20 protein-coding genes and 1 tRNA gene are annotated in these 17,308 nt (G+C 60.9%); 18 read left to right on the plus strand and 3 right to left on the minus strand.

The genetic code is table 11. The annotated features are described in order from the left end of the window. Positions 1–30: 30 nt before the first annotated feature. On the minus strand, positions 31–1,233 hold the full coding sequence (gene carA, locus OIM99_RS10015) for a glutamine-hydrolyzing carbamoyl-phosphate synthase small subunit (protein WP_311850195.1): 1,203 nt from the start codon (positions 1,231–1,233) through the stop codon (positions 31–33). 159 nt (positions 1,234–1,392) lie between these two features. Between carA and OIM99_RS10020 the strand changes: the two genes are divergently transcribed. Continuing rightward, on the plus strand, positions 1,393–1,842 hold the full coding sequence (locus OIM99_RS10020) for a GatB/YqeY domain-containing protein (RefSeq protein WP_311850196.1): 450 nt from the start codon (positions 1,393–1,395) through the stop codon (positions 1,840–1,842). Positions 1,843–1,872: 30 nt separating this feature from the next. Here OIM99_RS10020 and OIM99_RS10025 read toward each other — a convergent pair whose 3' ends face one another. Further along, positions 1,873–2,172, minus strand: coding sequence for a hypothetical protein (locus tag OIM99_RS10025; RefSeq protein ID WP_311850197.1), 300 nt, complete (start codon positions 2,170–2,172; stop codon positions 1,873–1,875). 250 nt (positions 2,173–2,422) lie between these two features. On the opposite strand from OIM99_RS10025, the gene dnaG reads away from it, so the two are divergent. The 6 genes from dnaG to OIM99_RS10055 all read left to right on the plus strand — a co-directional run bounded on the left by dnaG (position 2,423) and on the right by OIM99_RS10055 (position 8,500). After that, the gene (dnaG, locus tag OIM99_RS10030) at positions 2,423–4,363 is read left to right on the plus strand and encodes a DNA primase (RefSeq protein WP_311850198.1); all 1,941 of its coding nucleotides are present in this window, start codon (positions 2,423–2,425) and stop codon (positions 4,361–4,363) included. Between the two features lie 166 nt (positions 4,364–4,529). Next, positions 4,530–6,584, plus strand: coding sequence for an RNA polymerase sigma factor RpoD (gene rpoD, locus OIM99_RS10035; protein WP_311850199.1), 2,055 nt, complete (start codon positions 4,530–4,532; stop codon positions 6,582–6,584). Between the two features lie 72 nt (positions 6,585–6,656). Next, the gene (locus OIM99_RS10040) at positions 6,657–6,932 is read left to right on the plus strand and encodes an HlyU family transcriptional regulator (RefSeq protein ID WP_311850200.1); all 276 of its coding nucleotides are present in this window, start codon (positions 6,657–6,659) and stop codon (positions 6,930–6,932) included. 198 nt (positions 6,933–7,130) lie between these two features. Beyond that, positions 7,131–7,547, plus strand: coding sequence for an acyl-CoA thioesterase (locus tag OIM99_RS10045; RefSeq protein WP_311850201.1), 417 nt, complete (start codon positions 7,131–7,133; stop codon positions 7,545–7,547). Between the two features lie 213 nt (positions 7,548–7,760). Then, a tRNA-Ile gene (locus tag OIM99_RS10050) sits at positions 7,761–7,836 on the plus strand. A gap of 376 nt (positions 7,837–8,212) precedes the next feature. After that, positions 8,213–8,500, plus strand: coding sequence for a hypothetical protein (locus tag OIM99_RS10055; RefSeq protein WP_311850202.1), 288 nt, complete (start codon positions 8,213–8,215; stop codon positions 8,498–8,500). A gap of 89 nt (positions 8,501–8,589) precedes the next feature. Here the strand turns inward: OIM99_RS10055 and OIM99_RS10060 are convergent, their stop codons facing one another. Further along, positions 8,590–9,525 (minus strand): flagellin, encoded by a 936-nt coding sequence (locus OIM99_RS10060; protein WP_311850203.1) that lies wholly within the window; start codon positions 9,523–9,525, stop codon positions 8,590–8,592. 225 nt (positions 9,526–9,750) lie between these two features. Here OIM99_RS10060 and flgB point away from each other — a divergent pair, with 225 nt between their 5' ends. The 11 genes from flgB to OIM99_RS10115 all read left to right on the plus strand — a co-directional run bounded on the left by flgB (position 9,751) and on the right by OIM99_RS10115 (position 17,295). Then, positions 9,751–10,164 carry a flagellar basal body rod protein FlgB gene (gene flgB / locus OIM99_RS10065; RefSeq protein ID WP_311850204.1) on the plus strand — a complete coding sequence of 138 codons (414 nt, stop codon included), beginning with the start codon at positions 9,751–9,753 and terminating at the stop codon, positions 10,162–10,164. Positions 10,165–10,166: 2 nt separating this feature from the next. Then, positions 10,167–10,589, plus strand: coding sequence for a flagellar basal body rod protein FlgC (gene flgC / locus OIM99_RS10070; protein ID WP_311850205.1), 423 nt, complete (start codon positions 10,167–10,169; stop codon positions 10,587–10,589). A gap of 23 nt (positions 10,590–10,612) precedes the next feature. Continuing rightward, entirely contained in the window at positions 10,613–10,924 is a 312-nt protein-coding gene (locus tag OIM99_RS10075; RefSeq protein ID WP_311850206.1) for a flagellar hook-basal body complex protein FliE, read from the plus strand. A gap of 8 nt (positions 10,925–10,932) precedes the next feature. Continuing rightward, entirely contained in the window at positions 10,933–11,721 is a 789-nt protein-coding gene (gene flgG / locus OIM99_RS10080) for a flagellar basal-body rod protein FlgG (protein WP_311850207.1), read from the plus strand. A gap of 25 nt (positions 11,722–11,746) precedes the next feature. Then, entirely contained in the window at positions 11,747–12,208 is a 462-nt protein-coding gene (gene flgA, locus OIM99_RS10085; RefSeq protein WP_311850208.1) for a flagellar basal body P-ring formation chaperone FlgA, read from the plus strand. Then, complete coding sequence (gene flgI / locus OIM99_RS10090) at positions 12,208–13,305, plus strand: flagellar basal body P-ring protein FlgI (RefSeq protein WP_311850209.1); 1,098 nt, start codon at positions 12,208–12,210, stop codon at positions 13,303–13,305. The genes flgA and flgI overlap by 1 nt, the downstream gene beginning before the upstream one ends. 203 nt (positions 13,306–13,508) lie before the next feature. After that, positions 13,509–14,201 carry a hypothetical protein gene (locus OIM99_RS10095; RefSeq protein WP_311850210.1) on the plus strand — a complete coding sequence of 231 codons (693 nt, stop codon included), beginning with the start codon at positions 13,509–13,511 and terminating at the stop codon, positions 14,199–14,201. After that, complete coding sequence (gene flgH, locus OIM99_RS10100; protein ID WP_311850211.1) at positions 14,185–14,922, plus strand: flagellar basal body L-ring protein FlgH; 738 nt, start codon at positions 14,185–14,187, stop codon at positions 14,920–14,922. Before OIM99_RS10095 ends, flgH begins: the two co-directional genes overlap by 17 nt. A gap of 14 nt (positions 14,923–14,936) precedes the next feature. Next, complete coding sequence (gene fliL / locus OIM99_RS10105) at positions 14,937–15,443, plus strand: flagellar basal body-associated FliL family protein (protein WP_311850212.1); 507 nt, start codon at positions 14,937–14,939, stop codon at positions 15,441–15,443. After that, positions 15,440–16,183 (plus strand): flagellar type III secretion system pore protein FliP, encoded by a 744-nt coding sequence (fliP, locus tag OIM99_RS10110; protein WP_311850213.1) that lies wholly within the window; start codon positions 15,440–15,442, stop codon positions 16,181–16,183. Before fliL ends, fliP begins: the two co-directional genes overlap by 4 nt. A gap of 182 nt (positions 16,184–16,365) precedes the next feature. Continuing rightward, positions 16,366–17,295, plus strand: a complete 930-nt coding sequence (locus tag OIM99_RS10115; protein WP_311850214.1) for a flagellin — start codon at positions 16,366–16,368, stop codon at positions 17,293–17,295. Positions 17,296–17,308: the final 13 nt, after the last annotated feature.

The following is a 17,308-nucleotide window of genomic DNA, read 5'->3' on the forward strand; positions in this document are numbered from 1 at the left end:
CGCCTGCGCGGCGGCCCATCGGAGGACTATTTAAGCGGCTTTTTTCGACTTCTGCATCAGGTCGACGAAGCGCTTGAACAGATAGTGCGAATCCTGCGGGCCGGGGCTCGCTTCCGGATGGTGCTGCACCGAGAAGGCCGGGCGGTCATCGAGCGCAATGCCGCAGTTCGAGCCGTCGAACAGAGAACGATGAGTTTCCTTGGCGTTCTTGGGCAGCGTCTTGGTGTCGACGGCGAAACCGTGATTCATCGAGACGATTTCGACCTTGCCGGTGGTGTAGTCCATCACCGGATGGTTGGCGCCATGATGGCCCTGATGCATTTTCTCGGTCTTGGCGCCGACAGCGAGCGCCATCATCTGATGGCCGAGGCAAATGCCGAAGGTCGGCACTTTCGCATCGAGCAGCGACTTGATCACTGGCACGGCATATTTGCCGGTTTCGGCGGGATCGCCAGGACCGTTCGACAGGAAGACACCGTCGGGCTTCATGGCGAGAATGTTTTCCGCCGGCGTCGTTGCCGGCACGACGGTGACGGCGCAGCCCGCTTTGGCAAGCAGGCGCAGGATGTTGCGCTTGACGCCATAATCGATGGCGACGACGCGATATTTCGGATCGGTCTGGCGGCCGTAACCCTTGCCCAGTTCCCAGGTCGTCTCGTCCCAGTCGTAGCGCTGGGCGGTGGTGACGTCGGGCACCAGATCCATGCCATCGATGCCCGGCCAGGCCGCCGCCTCTTTCTTCAGCGCGGCGAGATCGAACTTGCCATCCGGCGCATAGGCGATAACCGCGTTGGGCATGCCCTTTTCGCGGATCAGCGCGGTGAGCGCGCGCGTGTCGATGCCGCTGAGGCCGATGATGTTGCGGGCCTTCAGCCACTGGTCGAGATGGCGCGTGGCGCGGAAATTCGACGGGTTGGTCACCGGGGCGTGGACGATCACGCCGCGGGCGCCCGAGGAGGCCGCCATGTTGACGGTCTCGATGTCCTCTTCGTTGGTGCCGACGTTGCCGATGTGCGGGAAGGTGAAGGTGATGATCTGGCCGGCGTAGGACGGATCGGTGAGGATTTCCTGGTAGCCGGTCATGGCAGTGTTGAAACAGACTTCGCCGATGGCGTGGCCAGGGGCGCCCAGGCCGTAGCCCTCGATCACCGTGCCGTCGGCAAGCACCAGGAGGGCGGTCGGCGCAGGTTTGGTCCAGCCGGTCGTCTCCGGCTTTGCTTGAACGTTGGTCATGGTCGCTTTACACCGTTCGCGCGTGCCTGTGGGCGCGCTGACGCGCCGATCTGGCCGCGGACATGGGATTGAATTGGCGCGCACGCTAGCGCATGAGCCGCGAAAACGGAAGCGGCCGCGTGAGAAGTTCGCCAGATTACACAAAACAGGAGCAGGGGCATGCGCGAACAGTTCACCACGGTCATGAAAGAGGCGATGAAGGCTGGCGACAAGCGCCGTCTGGCCACGGTGCGCCTGATCCAGGCCGCCCTGAAGGACAAGGACATCGAGGCGCGCGGGGCCGGCAAGACCGTCTCCGACGACGATATTCTGGCGCTTTTGCAGAAAATGGTGAAAAGCCGGCAGGAATCGGCCGATATCTACGCCAAGGCGGGCCGCCCGGAGCTGGAAACCCAGGAGCGCGAGGAAATCGCCATTATCAATGAGTTTCTGCCCAAACAGCTCGGCGAGGACGAGGTCAAGGCGGCGATCGCGGTGGCGATCAGCGAAACCGGTGCCACGTCGATGAAGGACATGGGCAAGGTCGTGGGCGCGCTCAAAGCCAAATACACCGGCCAGCTCGATTTCGCGAAGGCCAGTGCCTTGGTTAAGGGTATGCTGGGCGGCTGATCACCGCCGCCCAGAGGCTTGTGGACGCAATCAGGCTTTCTTGGTGGCGTTCATGATCATGCCGACGACCGCCGTGACGATGGCGCCGGAGACGCCGCCGCCGACCAATTGACCCGCTGCAGCAGCGAGATCGAAGCCGCCGGCTCCGCCCGCCAGCATTGGAATCAGCGACGACAGCAGGCTGCCACCGGCCAAACCGCCGATGGCGCCGGCAATGGTGTTGCCGGTTGAGCCAAGGCTGGCATTCTTCATCGCGCCGGCAATACCATTACCGCCGATCACGCCACCTACGATTTGCAGGATGAGGTTGATTAACATTGCGCCGGTCATAAAAACCCCCTTCGCAAATGCCGTTTCGCTTCGCACAGAAGCGAAAGCGGGAACGAAGCCAAATGGCCCCACGTTGATTTGACACGCAAATTTGGCTTTACCGCAAGTATTTCCGTCGTCGCTGCTTAATATCGCAGGGGAAAGAAACTTCCCGATGACGGATTTGCACCGCTGGAAAGCGGGGAAAAGCGCACAATATGAGGACTCTGCGGATGCAAGGCTTTATCCTGGCCAGGCGAGACCAGCGCTGATGCGATTTACACCGTCCCTGCTCGAGGAGATCAAGGCGCGGCTTCCTGTATCGGAAGTCGTGCGTAAACGCGTGCAGTTGAAGAAATCTGGCCGTGAATTCAGTGGTTTGTCGCCGTTCACACAAGAAAAGTCGCCGTCCTTTTTCGTCAACGACCAGAAAATGGCCTGGTTCGATTTCTCGTCGGGCCAGAACGGCAACATTTTCGACTTCGTCATGCGCACCGAAGGCCTGACCTTTCCCGAGGCGGTGGAGCGTCTGGCGGCGGAAGCGGGCGTCGCCCTGCCGAAATCGACGCCGGAAAATATCGAGCGCGAGAAGAAAAGAGCCACGCTGCAGGAGGTTTTGGAGCTTTCGGCCAAATTCTTCGAGGAGCAGTTGCAGGCGCGCGGCGGCGCCAAGGCGCGTGGCTATCTGGCCGGGCGCGGCATGGGCGCGTCGGTGCAGAAACAGTTCCGGCTCGGCTATGCGCCGGACGAAAAATTCGCCCTGCGTGACTATCTGGCCGGTAAGGGCGCCACCGCCGAGACCATGATCGAAGCCGGCATGCTGATTCACGGTGAGGATATCGCCGTGCCCTACGATCGGTTCCGCGACCGGGTGATGTTCCCGATCTGCGACCGTTCCGGCAAGGTGATCGCCTTCGGCGGCCGGGCGCTGGAAAAGGATGTTCCAGCCAAATATCTGAATTCGCCGGAAACACCGCTCTTTCACAAGGGTTCGGTACTCTACAACCATCACAATGCCCGTAAGGCCGCCCATGATGCCAATGGCCAGGTGATCGCGGTGGAGGGCTATGTCGACGTCATCGCCATGACCGGCGTCGGCTTCGGTAATGTGGTGGCGTCCTGCGGTACGGCGCTGACGCCTGACCAGTGCGAACTGCTGTGGCGCATGGCCGAAGAGCCGATTCTGTGTTTCGACGGCGACAAGGCCGGGCGCAAGGCGGCCTATCGGGCCATCGACACGGCTCTGCCCTTGATCGGACCCGGCAAGAGCCTGCGCTTTGCCTTTCTGCCTGATGGGCAGGATCCGGACGATCTTGCCCGCAGCGGCGGCCAGGAGGCGGTCGCCGCCGTTCTGACGGCGTCGCGGCCTTTGGCCGAGGTGCTGTGGACACGCGAGAGCGAGGCGGGGCCGCTCGACACGCCCGAGCGCCGTGCGGCGCTTGAACGCAGGCTCGACACTATCGTCCGCTCGATCGCCGATGAGACCTTGCGGCGCTATTATCTCGACGAAATGCGGGCGCGTCTGAACGATTTGCTCGGGCCGCGCCGTGGCGGCGGGCGGGCGCCGTTCCAGCCGGGCCAGCGCCGTGGCGCGACCGGGCGGGCGCAGGGTGGGCGGTTCCAGCCGCCGGGAACCCCTCAGGGCTACCGCTTTCAGTCGCCGGGGGTGAGTTCCGGCATCGCAAAATCAGTGCTTTTCACCCGGACGGGGGGCATTCCGGCCCGGGAAGCGACCATTTTGCTGCTGCTTGCCAATCATCCGGACCTGCTCGCCCGGCATATCGAGGATTTGGCTGGCCTGGAATGTACCAGCAAGGACGCTGGCCGCCTGCGCGATGCCTTGGCGGCGCTCGCGGCCGACCGGCTGGAGAGCGACATTGAGGTGCGGGCCGCCCTGAATGACATGGGCTTGGCAGGGGATCTGCATAAGGCCGAGGCCATGGTTGGCGTATCCTCCGTCTGGGTCCTGAAGCCGGAAGCGGCCCTGGAGGACGCAGAAGTGGCTCTGCAGCAGGCGCTGGTCTTGCATCGGCGGGCCTTAGCGTTAAATAGAGAGCTGAAATCGGCTGAATTAGCGCTTGCCGAGGACGCCACCGAAGAGAACGTCGCCCGCCTCAGGGAAATTCAGTCGGAGCTTTCAACCATCGACGGCCGTGAGGCCGCACTGGAAGGGTTCGGTTTCATGTCCGGGCGATTGGGCCGGGCAGTGTAATTTGCGTCCACGGATAGCGCGTGGAGTTGTGGTTAAGGCGGGCTTAAGTCCGCATCAGGAATGGTGAATGGAGCGAATCGCCTGCAAAGGCGATCCCGATGTGGAATTTTCCGTGAGATTGTCCCGCGCGCATGTGAATGCGGAAGCGGTGTGATTGGAGTGCGAGATGGCAAAGAAGGACGAAGAGAAGCGCGAAGGCGAAACCGCAGTCGTTGAGACGACCGACAGTCCTTTGCTCGATCTCTCCGACGCCGCCGTCAAGAAGATGATCAAGGCCGCCAAGAAGCGCGGCTTCGTCACCCATGACGAGTTGAACGCGGTGTTGCCGTCGGAGGAAGTGTCTTCCGACCAGATCGAAGACATTTACGCGATGCTCAATGAAATGGGCATCAACGTCGTCGATTCCGAGGACGCCGAAGAAGGCGAGAGCGAGGAAGGGGGCGAAGAGGAAGCCGATGGCGGCGACCTCGTCGAGACCGCGCGCGCCACGGCCGTCGTCGCGACGACCAAGGCCGAGCCTGCCGATCGCACCGATGATCCGGTGCGCATGTATCTGCGCGAAATGGGCTCAGTGGAGCTGTTGTCGCGCGAAGGCGAAATCGCCATCGCCAAGCGCATCGAGGCTGGCCGTGAAGCGATGATCGCGGGTCTCTGCGAAAGCCCACTGACCTTCCAAGCGATCATCATCTGGCGCGACGAACTCAACGACGGCAAGGTTCTGCTGCGTGACATCATCGACCTCGAAGCGACCTATGCCGGCCCGGACGGCAAGAACACGCCGAAGATCGACATGACGGCGCCGGGCGCCCAGGAAGCGCTTGCCGCGCGCCAGCAGGAACAGCAGCAGGCCGCCGCCAATCGCGCCGCGCAGCGTGCCGCTTCCGGCGACGACGAGGAAGGCGAGAAGCCGGCGGGCGAAGAGTCCTTCGATGACGAAGACGATATGGAAAATTCCGTGTCGCTGTCGGCGATGGAAGCGGAGCTGAAGCCGAAGGTGCTTGAGACGTTCGACCGCGTCGCTTCGGCTTATAAGAAGCTGCGCCGCCTGCAGGATCAGAACGTCGAGAACAAGCTCAAGAACGAAGCGCTGACGCCGGCGCAGGAGCGCAAGTACAAGACGCTCAAGAAAGAGATCGTCGTCGACGTCAAATCGCTGTCGCTGAACCAGAACCGGATCGAGGCCCTGGTCGAGCAGCTCTATGACATCAACAAGCGGCTCATCGGCCTTGAACTGCGGCTGATGCGTCTGGCCGAGAGCCATGGCGTGGGCCGCGAGGATTTTCTGCGCAATTACCAGGGCGGAGAACTCGATCCGAAATGGGTGCTGCGCATCTCCAAGCTCGGCGGCAAGGGCTGGAAGGGCTTCGTCGCCGTCGAGAAGGACCGCATCAAGGATATGCGCGCCGACATCCACAATCTGGCGACCGAGACGGGCCTGGAAATCCAGGAATTCCGCAAGATCGTGCAGATGGTGCAGAAGGGCGAACGCGAAGCCCGTCAGGCCAAGAAAGAGATGGTCGAGGCCAATCTGCGCCTCGTGATTTCGATCGCCAAGAAATACACCAACCGTGGCTTGCAATTCCTCGACCTGATTCAAGAAGGCAATATCGGCCTGATGAAGGCGGTCGATAAATTCGAATATCGCCGCGGCTATAAGTTCTCAACCTATGCGACCTGGTGGATTCGTCAGGCGATCACCCGTTCGATCGCCGATCAGGCGCGCACCATCCGCATTCCCGTGCACATGATCGAGACGATCAACAAGATCGTTCGTACCAGCCGGCAGATGCTGCATGAGATCGGCCGCGAGCCGACGCCGGAAGAACTGGCCGAAAAGCTTGCCATGCCGCTCGAGAAGGTGCGCAAGGTGCTGAAGATCGCCAAGGAGCCGATCTCGCTCGAAACGCCGATTGGCGACGAGGAAGATTCGCATCTCGGCGATTTCATTGAGGACAAGAACGCGATCCTGCCGATCGATGCGGCGATCCAGTCGAACCTGCGTGAGACGACGACGCGCGTGCTCGCTTCGCTGACGCCGCGCGAAGAGCGCGTGCTGCGCATGCGCTTCGGCATCGGCATGAACACCGACCACACGCTGGAAGAAGTCGGCCAGCAGTTCTCGGTGACGCGCGAACGCATCCGCCAGATCGAAGCCAAGGCGCTACGCAAGCTGAAGCACCCATCGCGCTCGCGCAAGCTGCGCAGCTTCCTCGACAACTAAAGCAAATCGCGCAACGCGATTTGCCGTTGTGAACCGGTGGTCAGTCGAAAGTGCTAGCGTGAGGCTCTTCCCATGTCGCTTTTGAAAAAGCTCTTCGGCATCGGCGGCGCCAGCGATAAGCCGCCGGCGCCGGCTCAGGAGATCGAGCATAGCGGCTTTACCATTCGCGCCACGCCGTTTGAGAACGGCGGGCGCTATCAATTGTGCGGCGTCATCGTCGGCAGCGATGGCACGGAAGAAAAATTCATCCGCGCCGATGCCTTTGGCTCGATGGAAGAAGCGGTCGAGATGACCTTCTTCAAGGGCAAGCAGATCATCGACCTGCGTAATGCCCGGATGCCGCTCTAAAGTCTTTCACCGTTTCATTGAAACGGTGAAAGACTTCCGGCTCCTGTTTTGACGCGTTTTCTTCACGCGAACCGGTATCCATTTCGCTCGAAAACGCTCTAAGTCCAGCGACGTTTTACCGCTTGCTGATTTCTTGCGCTTGATCGGCTGGCGCCGATCGGCACAATCGCCTCTGGCGATTTCCGCCCGGAGCAGACCATGACGGCCCCCACTTCCTCCAAACAGCCGAAGCAGACAGCGCCGACCGGGCAGCTCACCGTGCGCACCATCGCCATGCCGGCCGACACCAATGCCAATGGCGATATTTTCGGCGGCTGGGTCATGTCGCGGATGGACCAAGCCGGCGGCATCGCCGGCGTCGAGCGGGCGCAGGGCCGCGTCGTTACCGTCAAGGTCGATTCGATGGTCTTCATCGCGCCGATGAAGGTCGGCGACGTACTTGAAATTTATCACGAGATCGAAAGCATCGGCCGCACGTCGATGAAAATCCGCATGGAGGCCTGGGCGCAGCGTTTCCAGACCACGCAGCGCGACAAGGTGACGGAAGCGACCTTCACCTTCGTCGCCGTCGACGATAATGGCCGGCCCCGCCCGATTCCCAAGCATGACGGCTGAGGCGTTTTCGAGCGAAGTGGATTCCGGTTCGCGTGAAGAAAACGCGTCAAAACAAGAGCCTGAAGTCTTTCACCGTTTCAAAGAAACGGTAAAAGACTCTAAGGCATCGACCACCTGATTTATACGGATGATTTACAAGATAATTTGCTTGCTGCGCGCAATCGAATATACCTGCGGCGCACCCGTGGGCGCGGCTTGATAGCCTTGCTCTCCGGGCCGATAGCTCAATGGTTAGAGCCGGCCGCTCATAACGGTCTGGTTGCAGGTTCGAGTCCTGCTCGGCCCACCACTCACCGCATCGGTGATTCTCACTTTGGCTCGATTTGAATTTGTCGGTGCCCGAGCAGACTGCCGTTGGATGACCCAAATCCGCCCATTTGGTGCGCATCTTTTACCAACACTTCCACGAGCTTAGTTAGAGAGGCAAAGCCTGCCTGATGATTGCGCTTGATACGCGCGGCTTCGGCTGGTCAAATCATTCTCAGAAGAGATGGAAACGTGGAGCGGGCGAACTTGTTAACGTGGCTTGTGCAGTGCCGGGTTGGTGGCGTTCATTGTTAATTTTTATTATACGGAAGGCCTGAACTTTTCCTGTTGCGCGTTGTTTATATACTAATTTGATTGCAGAGGGGCCTATCTATATGCCATTCGCTTGTATCTCTGATTTGCAATCCATAAAGGGCCCAGAGCGCGAGCATCTGCAGCACATCGACGACGCGCTGACCAACGTCGTCCGTGAGAACGCTCTTTTGGCCCGCGATGGCGCCCTCAATCTGGATGTGATTTCCAACGCGACCGTGACGTTGCTGCTGACCGTGGCAGCGCGCGAAGCGCTTGTCGTCGCCGAACAAACCGGTCAACGCATCGACAGCGCGACCTTCGAGCGGTTGGCGAAGGAAGCCTTGAGCTGGGCGGTCCGCCGGAGCGGCGCCAGCGAGAAAGAAGTCCATTAAAAAGAAAATCGCGTTTCAGGAGAAACGCGATCGTCGTGTCACCCATTGGCCCGCTGGTGCCAATGGGTTTTATTTTAGGTGCCTGGCTCTTAGCCGTTGCCGAACAGTCTCAGGATCAGCTGCGTGCTCTGGTTGGCGAGCGACAGCGACTGAACACCCAATTGCTGCTGCACCTGCAGAGCCTGCAGCTTGGTCGATTCCTTGTTCATGTCCGCATCGACCAGCGAGCCGACGCCGCTGGTGATAGCATCCGACAATTGCGAGATGAAGGTCTGCTGCGCCGAGATGCGCGATTTGACCGATCCGAGGTTCGAAGCGGCGGTCGTCACGTCATCCAGCGTCTCGTCGGCGATCTTGATATAGTCCGCCAGGGTTGCGCTATCGGCGGCGGAATCGGTCAGCGCCGAGACGTCGAGGGTGGCGAGGTTGGCGGTGGTCGTGCCGACGGTGCGGTCCTTGTCGAGAATGCCGCCGGTGGCGCCCGAGGTGGCGGCGTCGAAGAGCGCGATGTTCGTGACGTCGATGTCGATCGTGCCGAGTGTCAGCGTCCCGCTTGTGTCGCGGGACATCGAGGCCAACGTGCTCTTGACCGGATTGTAGCCGGTGGCGGCGGAATCGACGGAAACCCAGTTTTGCCCGGAGACGGCGGCGGAGTCCGAGACGCTCTTCAACTGCTTCTGCAACTGCGCGATATCGGCCTGCACGGCGGTGCGGTCGACGCCCGGCTGAGCGGCGGTGACGAGCTTCGCCTTGATCTGCGAAATCAAATCCTTCGATGAATTCATCGCTGCGATGGCAACATCGATCGTCGAGCTGCCCAGGTTGAGTGCGTCCGTGATCGACGAATTCACATCGTTGTCGGACTTCATCTTGGTGGCGATCGTCCAGTAGGCGGCGTTGTCGGCGGCGCTGGTGACGCGCAGGCCCGTCGAAATGTGCGATTGCGTCGTGGTCATGTCCTTCGACGTTTGCGTCAACGTCTGCAGGGCGATCATCGCGGCATTGTTGGTCAGTATGCTGCTCATGGTCATATTCTTTCGTTTCTGGCGCAATCACCGAAGCGCCTTGGCCCAACTAGGGCTGGAAGGCGCGCCTCCACGACGGCCTGGCATGAGGTGTCCAAACACGCCCCAGCTTAGTTAGGCTACTCAAGCTTTCGTGGAGCTTGCGTCGGCTTTCCCGCCTGGCGCGGGGACTGGGGCTGGCGCCAGCCTCGGGCAAGTTTGAGCGGACATGCTCATGGTGCTGATATGGAAGAGGCGCGAGGCTCGTATAGTATGACAACGGAGGCACTCCAGTTATTCGCGCTGGCTTCGCGGCGCAACGAATGGTTGACCGCCCGCCAGGCCGCGATCTCGACGAACATCGCCAATGCCAATTCGCCCGGTTATCGGGCGGTCGACGTGCAGCCGTTCTCTGACATTCTTGAGAAAATGGATGTTGCCGTCGCCACCACCAAGCCGGGACATATGTCGACCGGCTCGTTCGCGACGCAGGCGTCGGCGGCGAGGGCTTCATCGGGAGCCGACGTCACGGTCTCGGGCAATTCGGTCAATATCGAAGAAGAGATGGTCAAAGCCGGCGCCGTGAATCGCGACTACGCTTTGAATACCAACATTGTGAAGGCATTCCACAAAATGCTGCTCACCTCGATGAAGGCATAATCATGATTGATCCGTTGCAGGCGTCTTTCAAAATCGCATCGAGCGGTTTGCAGGCGCAATCGAACCGGCTGCGCGTCATTTCCGAGAACGTGGCGAATGCGGAATCGACCGGAAATACTCCCGGCGCCGATCCTTACGCTCGCAAGACCATCACCTTCGAGAGCGAATTGGACCGCGCTTCGGGCGCCTCACTGATGCGCACCAAGAGCATTGGTGTCGACAATTCGCCGTTCCGGCTGGAGCGCAATCCGGGCCATCCGGCGGCCGACGAGAACGGCTACGTCAAGCTGCCCAATGTCGATCCGCTGATCGAAATGGCCGACATGCGTGAAGCCAACCGGTCCTATCAGGCCAATTTGCAAACCTACAAACAGTCGCGGGAATTGTTCTCGATGACGATCGATCTTCTGAAGAGTGGGGCGTAATCGTGGCTGTTGGAACTCCTTTTGTGAATTCGGTAACGGGCTTCGGCAGCGTTGCGACGCCGAATGCCTTGGGCGGCGCCGATGCCGTCAAACAGGTGACGGAAGGGCAGGCTGGCGTTTCCGACTTCGGTCAATTGCTGACGCAGCTTTCCGGCGAGGCGGTGCAGACTCTGAAGTCGGCGGAACACGTGTCGGTCGCCGCGATCGGCAATAAAATCTCCGCTCAGCAAGCGGTCGAATCCATTCTCGCCGCCGAGCGGACGCTGCAGACGACGGTCGCCGTGCGCGACAAGCTTGTGAGCGCCTACCAAGAAATTAGCCGCCTCTCGATCTAGGAGTTCTCATGCGATCCCTCGCCATTGCCGCCACCGGCATGAATGCGCAGCAACTGAACGTCGACGTCATCGCCAACAATATGGCGAACATCAATACGACCGGCTTCAAGCGCGCCCGCGCCGAATTCACCGATCTGCTGTATCAAACCGAGCGCTTGCAGGGTGTTTCCAGCCGCGGGCGGGACAATATCGTTCCCGAAGGCGCTTCAGTCGGTCTTGGCGTTCGTACTGCCGCCATCCGCAACCTGCACGTTCAGGGCAGTCTGGCGGCGACGGGCAACAAGTTGGACCTTGCCCTGACGGGGCGCGGCTTCTTCCAGATCACCGGCCCTGACGGCGAAATCCTCTACACGCGATCGGGCGCCTTCAATACCAACGCCACCGGCCAGCTCGTCACCCTCGACGGCTATACGGTGTCGCCGACGATGGTCATTCCGACCGATGCGGTGGATGTCACCGTTTCCGATTCCGGCATCGTCAACGTGACGCTCAGCGGCCAGACGGCGCCGCAGCAGTTGGGTCAATTGACGCTGGCCAATTTCGCCAACGAATCCGGTCTGGCGCCGCTCGGCGGCAATCTCTATCGCCAGACGGTGGCGTCCGGCCAGCCGGTGACCGGCGTGCCGGGTGATCCGGGCTTCGCGACCATCAAGCAGGGCTATCTCGAGGGCTCGAACGTCGATCCGGTGCGTGAAATCACCGAACTGATCTCGGCGCAGCGTGCCTATGAAATGAATTCGAAGGTCATTCAGGCTTCGGATGAAATGGCCTCGACCGTCTCCAAGGGCATGAGGTAAGCGGATGTCTGTTGGGCGCTCCCGCGTGACCCGTCGGATCGGAGCGGCGGCTTTGCTCGCCGCGTTTCTCGCCGCCGGCATCACTGTTTGCGCGGCGGACGATATCAGTGTTCCGGTTCCGACGATCGTGATCTATCCGCGCGACGTCATCAAAGAAAACATGCTCGAGAACCGCTCCATTTCCCATCGGCCGCAATCGGGCGCGATCGCGGAAACGCGGGCCCAGCTTGTCGGCAAAGTGGCGCGGCAAACCTTGTTGCCGGGCAACTTGATTCCAACCGCCGCGGTCGAAGAGCCGCGGCTGGTGACCATCGGGCATCAGGTGCGGCTGGTCTACAACTCCGGCGGCATCGTCATCGTTACCTATGGTCTTTCGTTGCAGTCGGGCACGGCTGGCGAACTGGTCAGGGCGCGTAATATCGACAGCGGCGTCAATGTCTCCGGAGTCGTGCAATCGGACGGATCGCTGCTGGTCGGGGGGCTTTGATGCGGCTGTTCCTCATGGTGCTGGGGCTCTGCCTGTTCGCCATGCCGAGCCAAGCGCTGGTTCGCATCAAGGATGTGACTGCGCCGCAGGGTTTACGTGACAATCAGCTCGTTGGTTATGGCTTGGTCGTCGGCCTGCAAAGCAGCGGCGATACGCTGCGCAACTCGGTGTTCACCGAGCAGTCCCTGCAATCCATGCTCGACAGGATGGGTATCAATATTCGCGGCTCGGTGCTGCGCACCCGCAACGTCGCCGCCGTGATCGTGACGGCTGATCTGCCGCCCGCCATCGGGCGGGGCGGTCGTGTGGATGTGACGGTGTCCTCGCTTGGCGACGCGACGTCGCTGATGGGCGGAACGCTGATCATGACGCCGCTGAACGGCCCGGATGGCCAGACCTATGCGGTTGCCCAAGGCGCCCTGATCGTCACCGGTATGGCGGCTGTCGGCCAGGCCGAAACCGTCACACAGGGCGTGCCGACGGCGGGGCGTATTCCCAATGGCGCCACCATCGAGCGCGAAGTGCCGGGCCAGCTGTCGGATTTTTCGCAGTTGAGCCTGACATTGAAAAATCCCGATTACGCCACATCGGTGCGGGTCGCCGATGCCATCAACGCCTATTCGTTGCAGCGCTATGGCAAGCGGACGGCACGCGAGAAGGATTTTCGGACGGTCACGCTGGTCCGGCCACCGCGCACCACCACCACGCGCTATCTCGCCGAGATCGGCGATCTCGTCATCGAGCCCGATACGGTTGCCCGCATCGTGGTGGATGCCCGTTCCGGCACCATCGTGATCGGCCAGGACGTGCAGATTTCGACGGTCGCGGTCACGCACGGCAATCTGTCAGTGCGGATCACGGAAGCGCCGGTCGCCTCGCAGCCGGCCCCGCTGTCACGTGGGCAGACGGTGGTGACGCCGCAAACCAATATCGACGTCAATGAATCCGGCGGCCAGATTGCTCTCGTTGGCGGCGCGACCCTGAAGACGTTGGTGCGCGGGCTCAATCAGATCGGCGTGAAACCCACCGGCGTCATCGCCATCCTGCAAGCGATCAAATCTTCGGGCGCATTGCAGGCCGAGCTCGTCGTTCAATAGCGCTGCGGGATTTCACATCGCAATTCCCGTCTTGCATTCGACAGTCTTGCACAAGCTTGAAACGCGATACCTTCGATATGACGCTGCCGCATCACAGCCCAAAGCCTTCTCATTCACGGTGGATTGCCGCATTCTCCGGAGCCTGTCTGCTGGTCTGCGGGCTTTCTTGGTCCGGCCCGGTATTGGCGCAGGACCAGGCGCGCGTGGCGGCTGGCCGGCCTCTGGATCTGTTGCGCGGCGGAAAGCCGGCGATCAGCGCCGCACAGGCGCGCGCAAGGGCCATTCAGAGAGCGGAGGCCGCCGCCAATCGTCGGGCGGCACGGCAGCCAAAAGCCGTAGCGAGCGGCACTCAGCCCGTGCCGATGCCGCAAGAGCAGACGGCGACGCTCGTCGAGCCTGTGGCGAAAGCAACGGTGCCGGCGCCTGCGCCGAGCCCGGTCGTCGCGGCGCTAGAGCCGCGCGCCGCAGCGGTCGAACCGGTTGCCGCCAAGCCGGTCCGGCCGACATTGGCGCAAGATTACTGCGCCAACATTTCCAACGCGGCCTCGGAATTCAGGTTCGCCTGGCAGATGCAGCAGCTCACCGATCTCGAAAGCCAGATCACCAAGCGCATCGCCGAACTCGATGCCCGCCGGGCGGAACTGGCGCTATGGCAGGAAAAGCAGGACGAGTATCGGCGCCGGGCCGAAGAGAGCGTCGTGGCGATCTATTCGCGCATGCGGCCGGACGCGGCCTCGTCTCAGCTCGCTGTCATGGAGGAAGCTGGGGCGGCCGCCATTCTGTCCAAGCTCAGCCCCAAGACGGCAAGCCTGTTGCTCAATGAAATGAATGCCGTGAAGGCTGCGAAGCTGGCGGATTTGATGACGACGGGATCAATCGATGCCAGCAAGAAATGAATGCGCGCTTGTGAAAGGCTCGTTTCTGGCGCTCGCGCTCGCGGCGTTGGGCGGCTGTGCGACCGATATTCACGACTTTGGTCGCGAGCCCAGGATGACGGCGGTGGGCACCGGGCTTGAGCAGGATATCGCGACGTCGTCCATTTATACGGTGCCGTACCCGCAGCCCTCGCTCGCCTATGGCAGCCGGTCGCTGTGGGCCAGCGGGCGGGGCGATCTGTTCCGCGATCAGCGTGCGATGCGCGCCGGCGACGTGTTGACCGTCAATATTTCCATCAACGACAAGGCAACGCTCGGCAATACGACCGATCGTTCCAAGGAAGCCAAGATTTCCAACAATATGGCCGCGCTGTTCAGCCTGTTCGGGTGGACGAAGTCCGGCACTTTGGATGTGGAGGTCGACTCGAAGTCGTCGACGAAGGGGCAGGGCAATATCGATCGCTCCGAAAAGATCCAGCTTTCGGTGGCGGCGATCGTCACTCAGGTTCTGCCCAACGGCAATTTGCTGATTTCCGGGTCGCAGGAAATCCGCGTCAATTATGAACTACGCCTGCTCAACCTGGCAGGCATCGTGCGGCCGACCGACATCGCCCGCGACAATACGATCTCCTACGACAAAATCGCCGAAGCGCGTGTGTCCTATGGCGGGCGTGGCCGCGTGATGGAAGTGCAGCAGCCCAATTGGGGACAGCAGATCTACGATCTGGCGCGCCCGTTTTAGGTGATGACCGGCTCATGGCCAAGAATGTCGCGAAAGTAACGGTCAAGGAAGGGGAGCCGAAACGCGGTCCTTCCGGCATCATGTTCATTCTCGGATTGCTTGTTATCACGGCGGCGGCGCTGGGCGGGGGATGGCTCATCAGTTCGCAGATCCAGACGATGGCCAGCCATGAAGTGGCGAAATCGCCGAAGGCGGAAGACGCCAAGCCGCGGCCCGCCAGCCGGGCATTTTCGAACCTGGTGGAATTGGCGCCGATGGTGACCAATTTGGGCGCGCCGGAAGATGCCTGGATCCGTCTCGAGGCCGCCGTGGTCATGGATAATCCGAGCCAGCCAGATACGGACGTGCTGGCGCGCGAGATCACCGGCGATTTCCTGGCCTATCTGCGCACCATTTCCATTGCTCAGGTCCAAGGCGCCATCGGGTTGCAGCACTTGCGGCAGGATCTGGCCGAGCGTGCGGCTATTCGGTCCAAGGGACGTGTCCGCGAACTCATCATTCACACCATGGTCATCCAATGAAGCGTCTGGTCGCGCCGCTCCTGCTGTTGACGCTTTTCTTGCTGTATGCTGCGGATGCGCAGGCGCAAACGCTGGATCTCGACAAGCTGCTGCCGGGTGCCGGTAGTTCGGTCAGCGGGCGGATGATCCAGATCTTTGCGGTGCTGACGGTCCTGTCAGTGGCGCCGGGCCTGCTCATCATGGTGACCAGTTTCACGCGCTTCGTCGTCGCGCTGTCGTTTCTGCGGTCGGGGATCGGCCTGCAAAGCACGCCATCCAATATTATCCTCATCAGTCTTGCGCTCTTCATGACCTTCTATGTCATGACGCCGACATTCGACCGCGCCTGGGAAAATGGCGTGCGTCCGCTGATGGAAAACAGCATCACGGAACAAGAAGCGATGGTTCGCATCTCGACGCCGTTCCGCGAATTCATGCTGGCGCAGGTGCGCGAGAAGGATCTCAAGCTGTTTTCCGAACTCGCGCGCGAGAAATTTAAGGTTACCAGCGAAGACGTGGTCGATTTCCGTATTCTGATCCCGGCCTTCATGATCTCGGAACTGCGCCGGGGATTCGAAATCGGTTTTCTCATCGCCATTCCGTTTCTGGTCATCGACATGATCGTGGCTACGCTTACCATGTCGATGGGCATGATGATGATGCCGCCCTCGGTGATCGCCTTACCGGTGAAAGTGTTGTTCTTCGTCCTGATCGACGGCTGGAACATGCTGGTGGGCAGCCTGGTCCGATCGGTCGTATGAAAAACTCTCAGAGCGGCTCCGATCCGCGTTGAGGACTTATTAAGACTCTGATACGTACTCTGCGCAGATAGCAGGTTGTGGCTCCTGGATGAATCCGGGCCCAAAGGCATGATGTCGCCCTGCTATACCGGTGCAAGTCCGGAATGTCCCCCACGTTAGTTCAGTTCAAAGGGACATCAGTTATGGCTAGCCTTCTCACCAACAATTCCGCGATGATCGCCTTGCAGACGTTGACGCAGACGTCCAAGGACTTGGCCACGACCCAATCGCACATTTCGACCGGTCTGCGCGTCACCAGCGCCGCTGATAACGCTGCTTATTGGACGATCGCCACCAAGATGAAGTCCGACAACGATGCGAATTCGTCGGTTACGGACGCCTTGAACCTCGGCGCCGCGACTGTCGATGTCGGCATGGCGGCTCTGAACTCGTCGAAGGATCTGGTTTCGCAGATCAAGGCGAAGCTCGTCACCGCTTCTCAGCCAGGCGTCGACCGCACCGCTGTGCAGGCCGACATCGCGCAGCTGCAGAAGCAGCTGAAGAGCGTTGCCGATTCCGCCGCCGTTTCCGGTCAGAACTGGGTTTCCGTCGACTCCGGCGCGACCGACTACAGCGCGACCAAGAAGACCATCGCTTCCTTCACCAAGGACAGCACCGGCGCCGTTTCGATCGGCACGATCGATCTCGACGCCTCGAAGACCGCGCTTTATGACGCTGCCGCCACCGGCGCGACCGGCGGCATTCTCGATAAAGAGCGGACCATCGGCACCGACACCACCTCGATCGCCACGATGGACATCTCGGCTCTGACCGATTCGACTGCCGACCAGGCGACGATGGCCAACTACATCAAGATGGCCGACACCGCGTTCGGCGAAATCACGGCCGCCGCTTCGACCATGGGTTCGGTCAAGACCCGTATCTCGATCCAGCAGACCTTCGTGTCGCAGCTGTCGGACGCCATCACCAGCGGCATTGGTTCGCTCGTGGATGCCGACATGAACAAGGAATCGACCCGCTTGCAGGCCCTCCAGGTCCAGCAGCAGCTCGGCGTTCAGTCGATGTCGATCGCGAATCAGAACACCCAGATGATCCTGAGCCTCTTCCGCTAAGATCGCTGACTAA

It is taken from the genome of Methylocella sp. CPCC 101449, from assembly GCF_031921685.1.
Lineage (GTDB): Bacteria > Pseudomonadota > Alphaproteobacteria > Rhizobiales > Beijerinckiaceae > Terripilifer.

What these genes read in the sequence shown, in the direction of transcription:
- carA (WP_311850195.1), bottom strand. Translation starts at nt 1,233, where the DNA reads ATGACCAACGTTCAAGCAAAGCCGGAGACGACCGGCTGGACCAAACCT.
- OIM99_RS10020 (WP_311850196.1), top strand. Translation starts at nt 1,393, where the DNA reads ATGCGCGAACAGTTCACCACGGTCATGAAAGAGGCGATGAAGGCTGGC.
- OIM99_RS10025 (WP_311850197.1), bottom strand. Translation starts at nt 2,172, where the DNA reads ATGACCGGCGCAATGTTAATCAACCTCATCCTGCAAATCGTAGGTGGC.
- dnaG (WP_311850198.1), top strand. Translation starts at nt 2,423, where the DNA reads ATGCGATTTACACCGTCCCTGCTCGAGGAGATCAAGGCGCGGCTTCCT.
- rpoD (WP_311850199.1), top strand. Translation starts at nt 4,530, where the DNA reads ATGGCAAAGAAGGACGAAGAGAAGCGCGAAGGCGAAACCGCAGTCGTT.
- OIM99_RS10040 (WP_311850200.1), top strand. Translation starts at nt 6,657, where the DNA reads ATGTCGCTTTTGAAAAAGCTCTTCGGCATCGGCGGCGCCAGCGATAAG.
- OIM99_RS10045 (WP_311850201.1), top strand. Translation starts at nt 7,131, where the DNA reads ATGACGGCCCCCACTTCCTCCAAACAGCCGAAGCAGACAGCGCCGACC.
- OIM99_RS10060 (WP_311850203.1), bottom strand. Translation starts at nt 9,525, where the DNA reads ATGAGCAGCATACTGACCAACAATGCCGCGATGATCGCCCTGCAGACG.
- flgB (WP_311850204.1), top strand. Translation starts at nt 9,751, where the DNA reads ATGGAAGAGGCGCGAGGCTCGTATAGTATGACAACGGAGGCACTCCAG.
- flgC (WP_311850205.1), top strand. Translation starts at nt 10,167, where the DNA reads ATGATTGATCCGTTGCAGGCGTCTTTCAAAATCGCATCGAGCGGTTTG.
- flgG (WP_311850207.1), top strand. Translation starts at nt 10,933, where the DNA reads ATGCGATCCCTCGCCATTGCCGCCACCGGCATGAATGCGCAGCAACTG.
- flgI (WP_311850209.1), top strand. Translation starts at nt 12,208, where the DNA reads ATGCGGCTGTTCCTCATGGTGCTGGGGCTCTGCCTGTTCGCCATGCCG.
- flgH (WP_311850211.1), top strand. Translation starts at nt 14,185, where the DNA reads ATGCCAGCAAGAAATGAATGCGCGCTTGTGAAAGGCTCGTTTCTGGCG.
- fliL (WP_311850212.1), top strand. Translation starts at nt 14,937, where the DNA reads ATGGCCAAGAATGTCGCGAAAGTAACGGTCAAGGAAGGGGAGCCGAAA.
- fliP (WP_311850213.1), top strand. Translation starts at nt 15,440, where the DNA reads ATGAAGCGTCTGGTCGCGCCGCTCCTGCTGTTGACGCTTTTCTTGCTG.
- OIM99_RS10115 (WP_311850214.1), top strand. Translation starts at nt 16,366, where the DNA reads ATGGCTAGCCTTCTCACCAACAATTCCGCGATGATCGCCTTGCAGACG.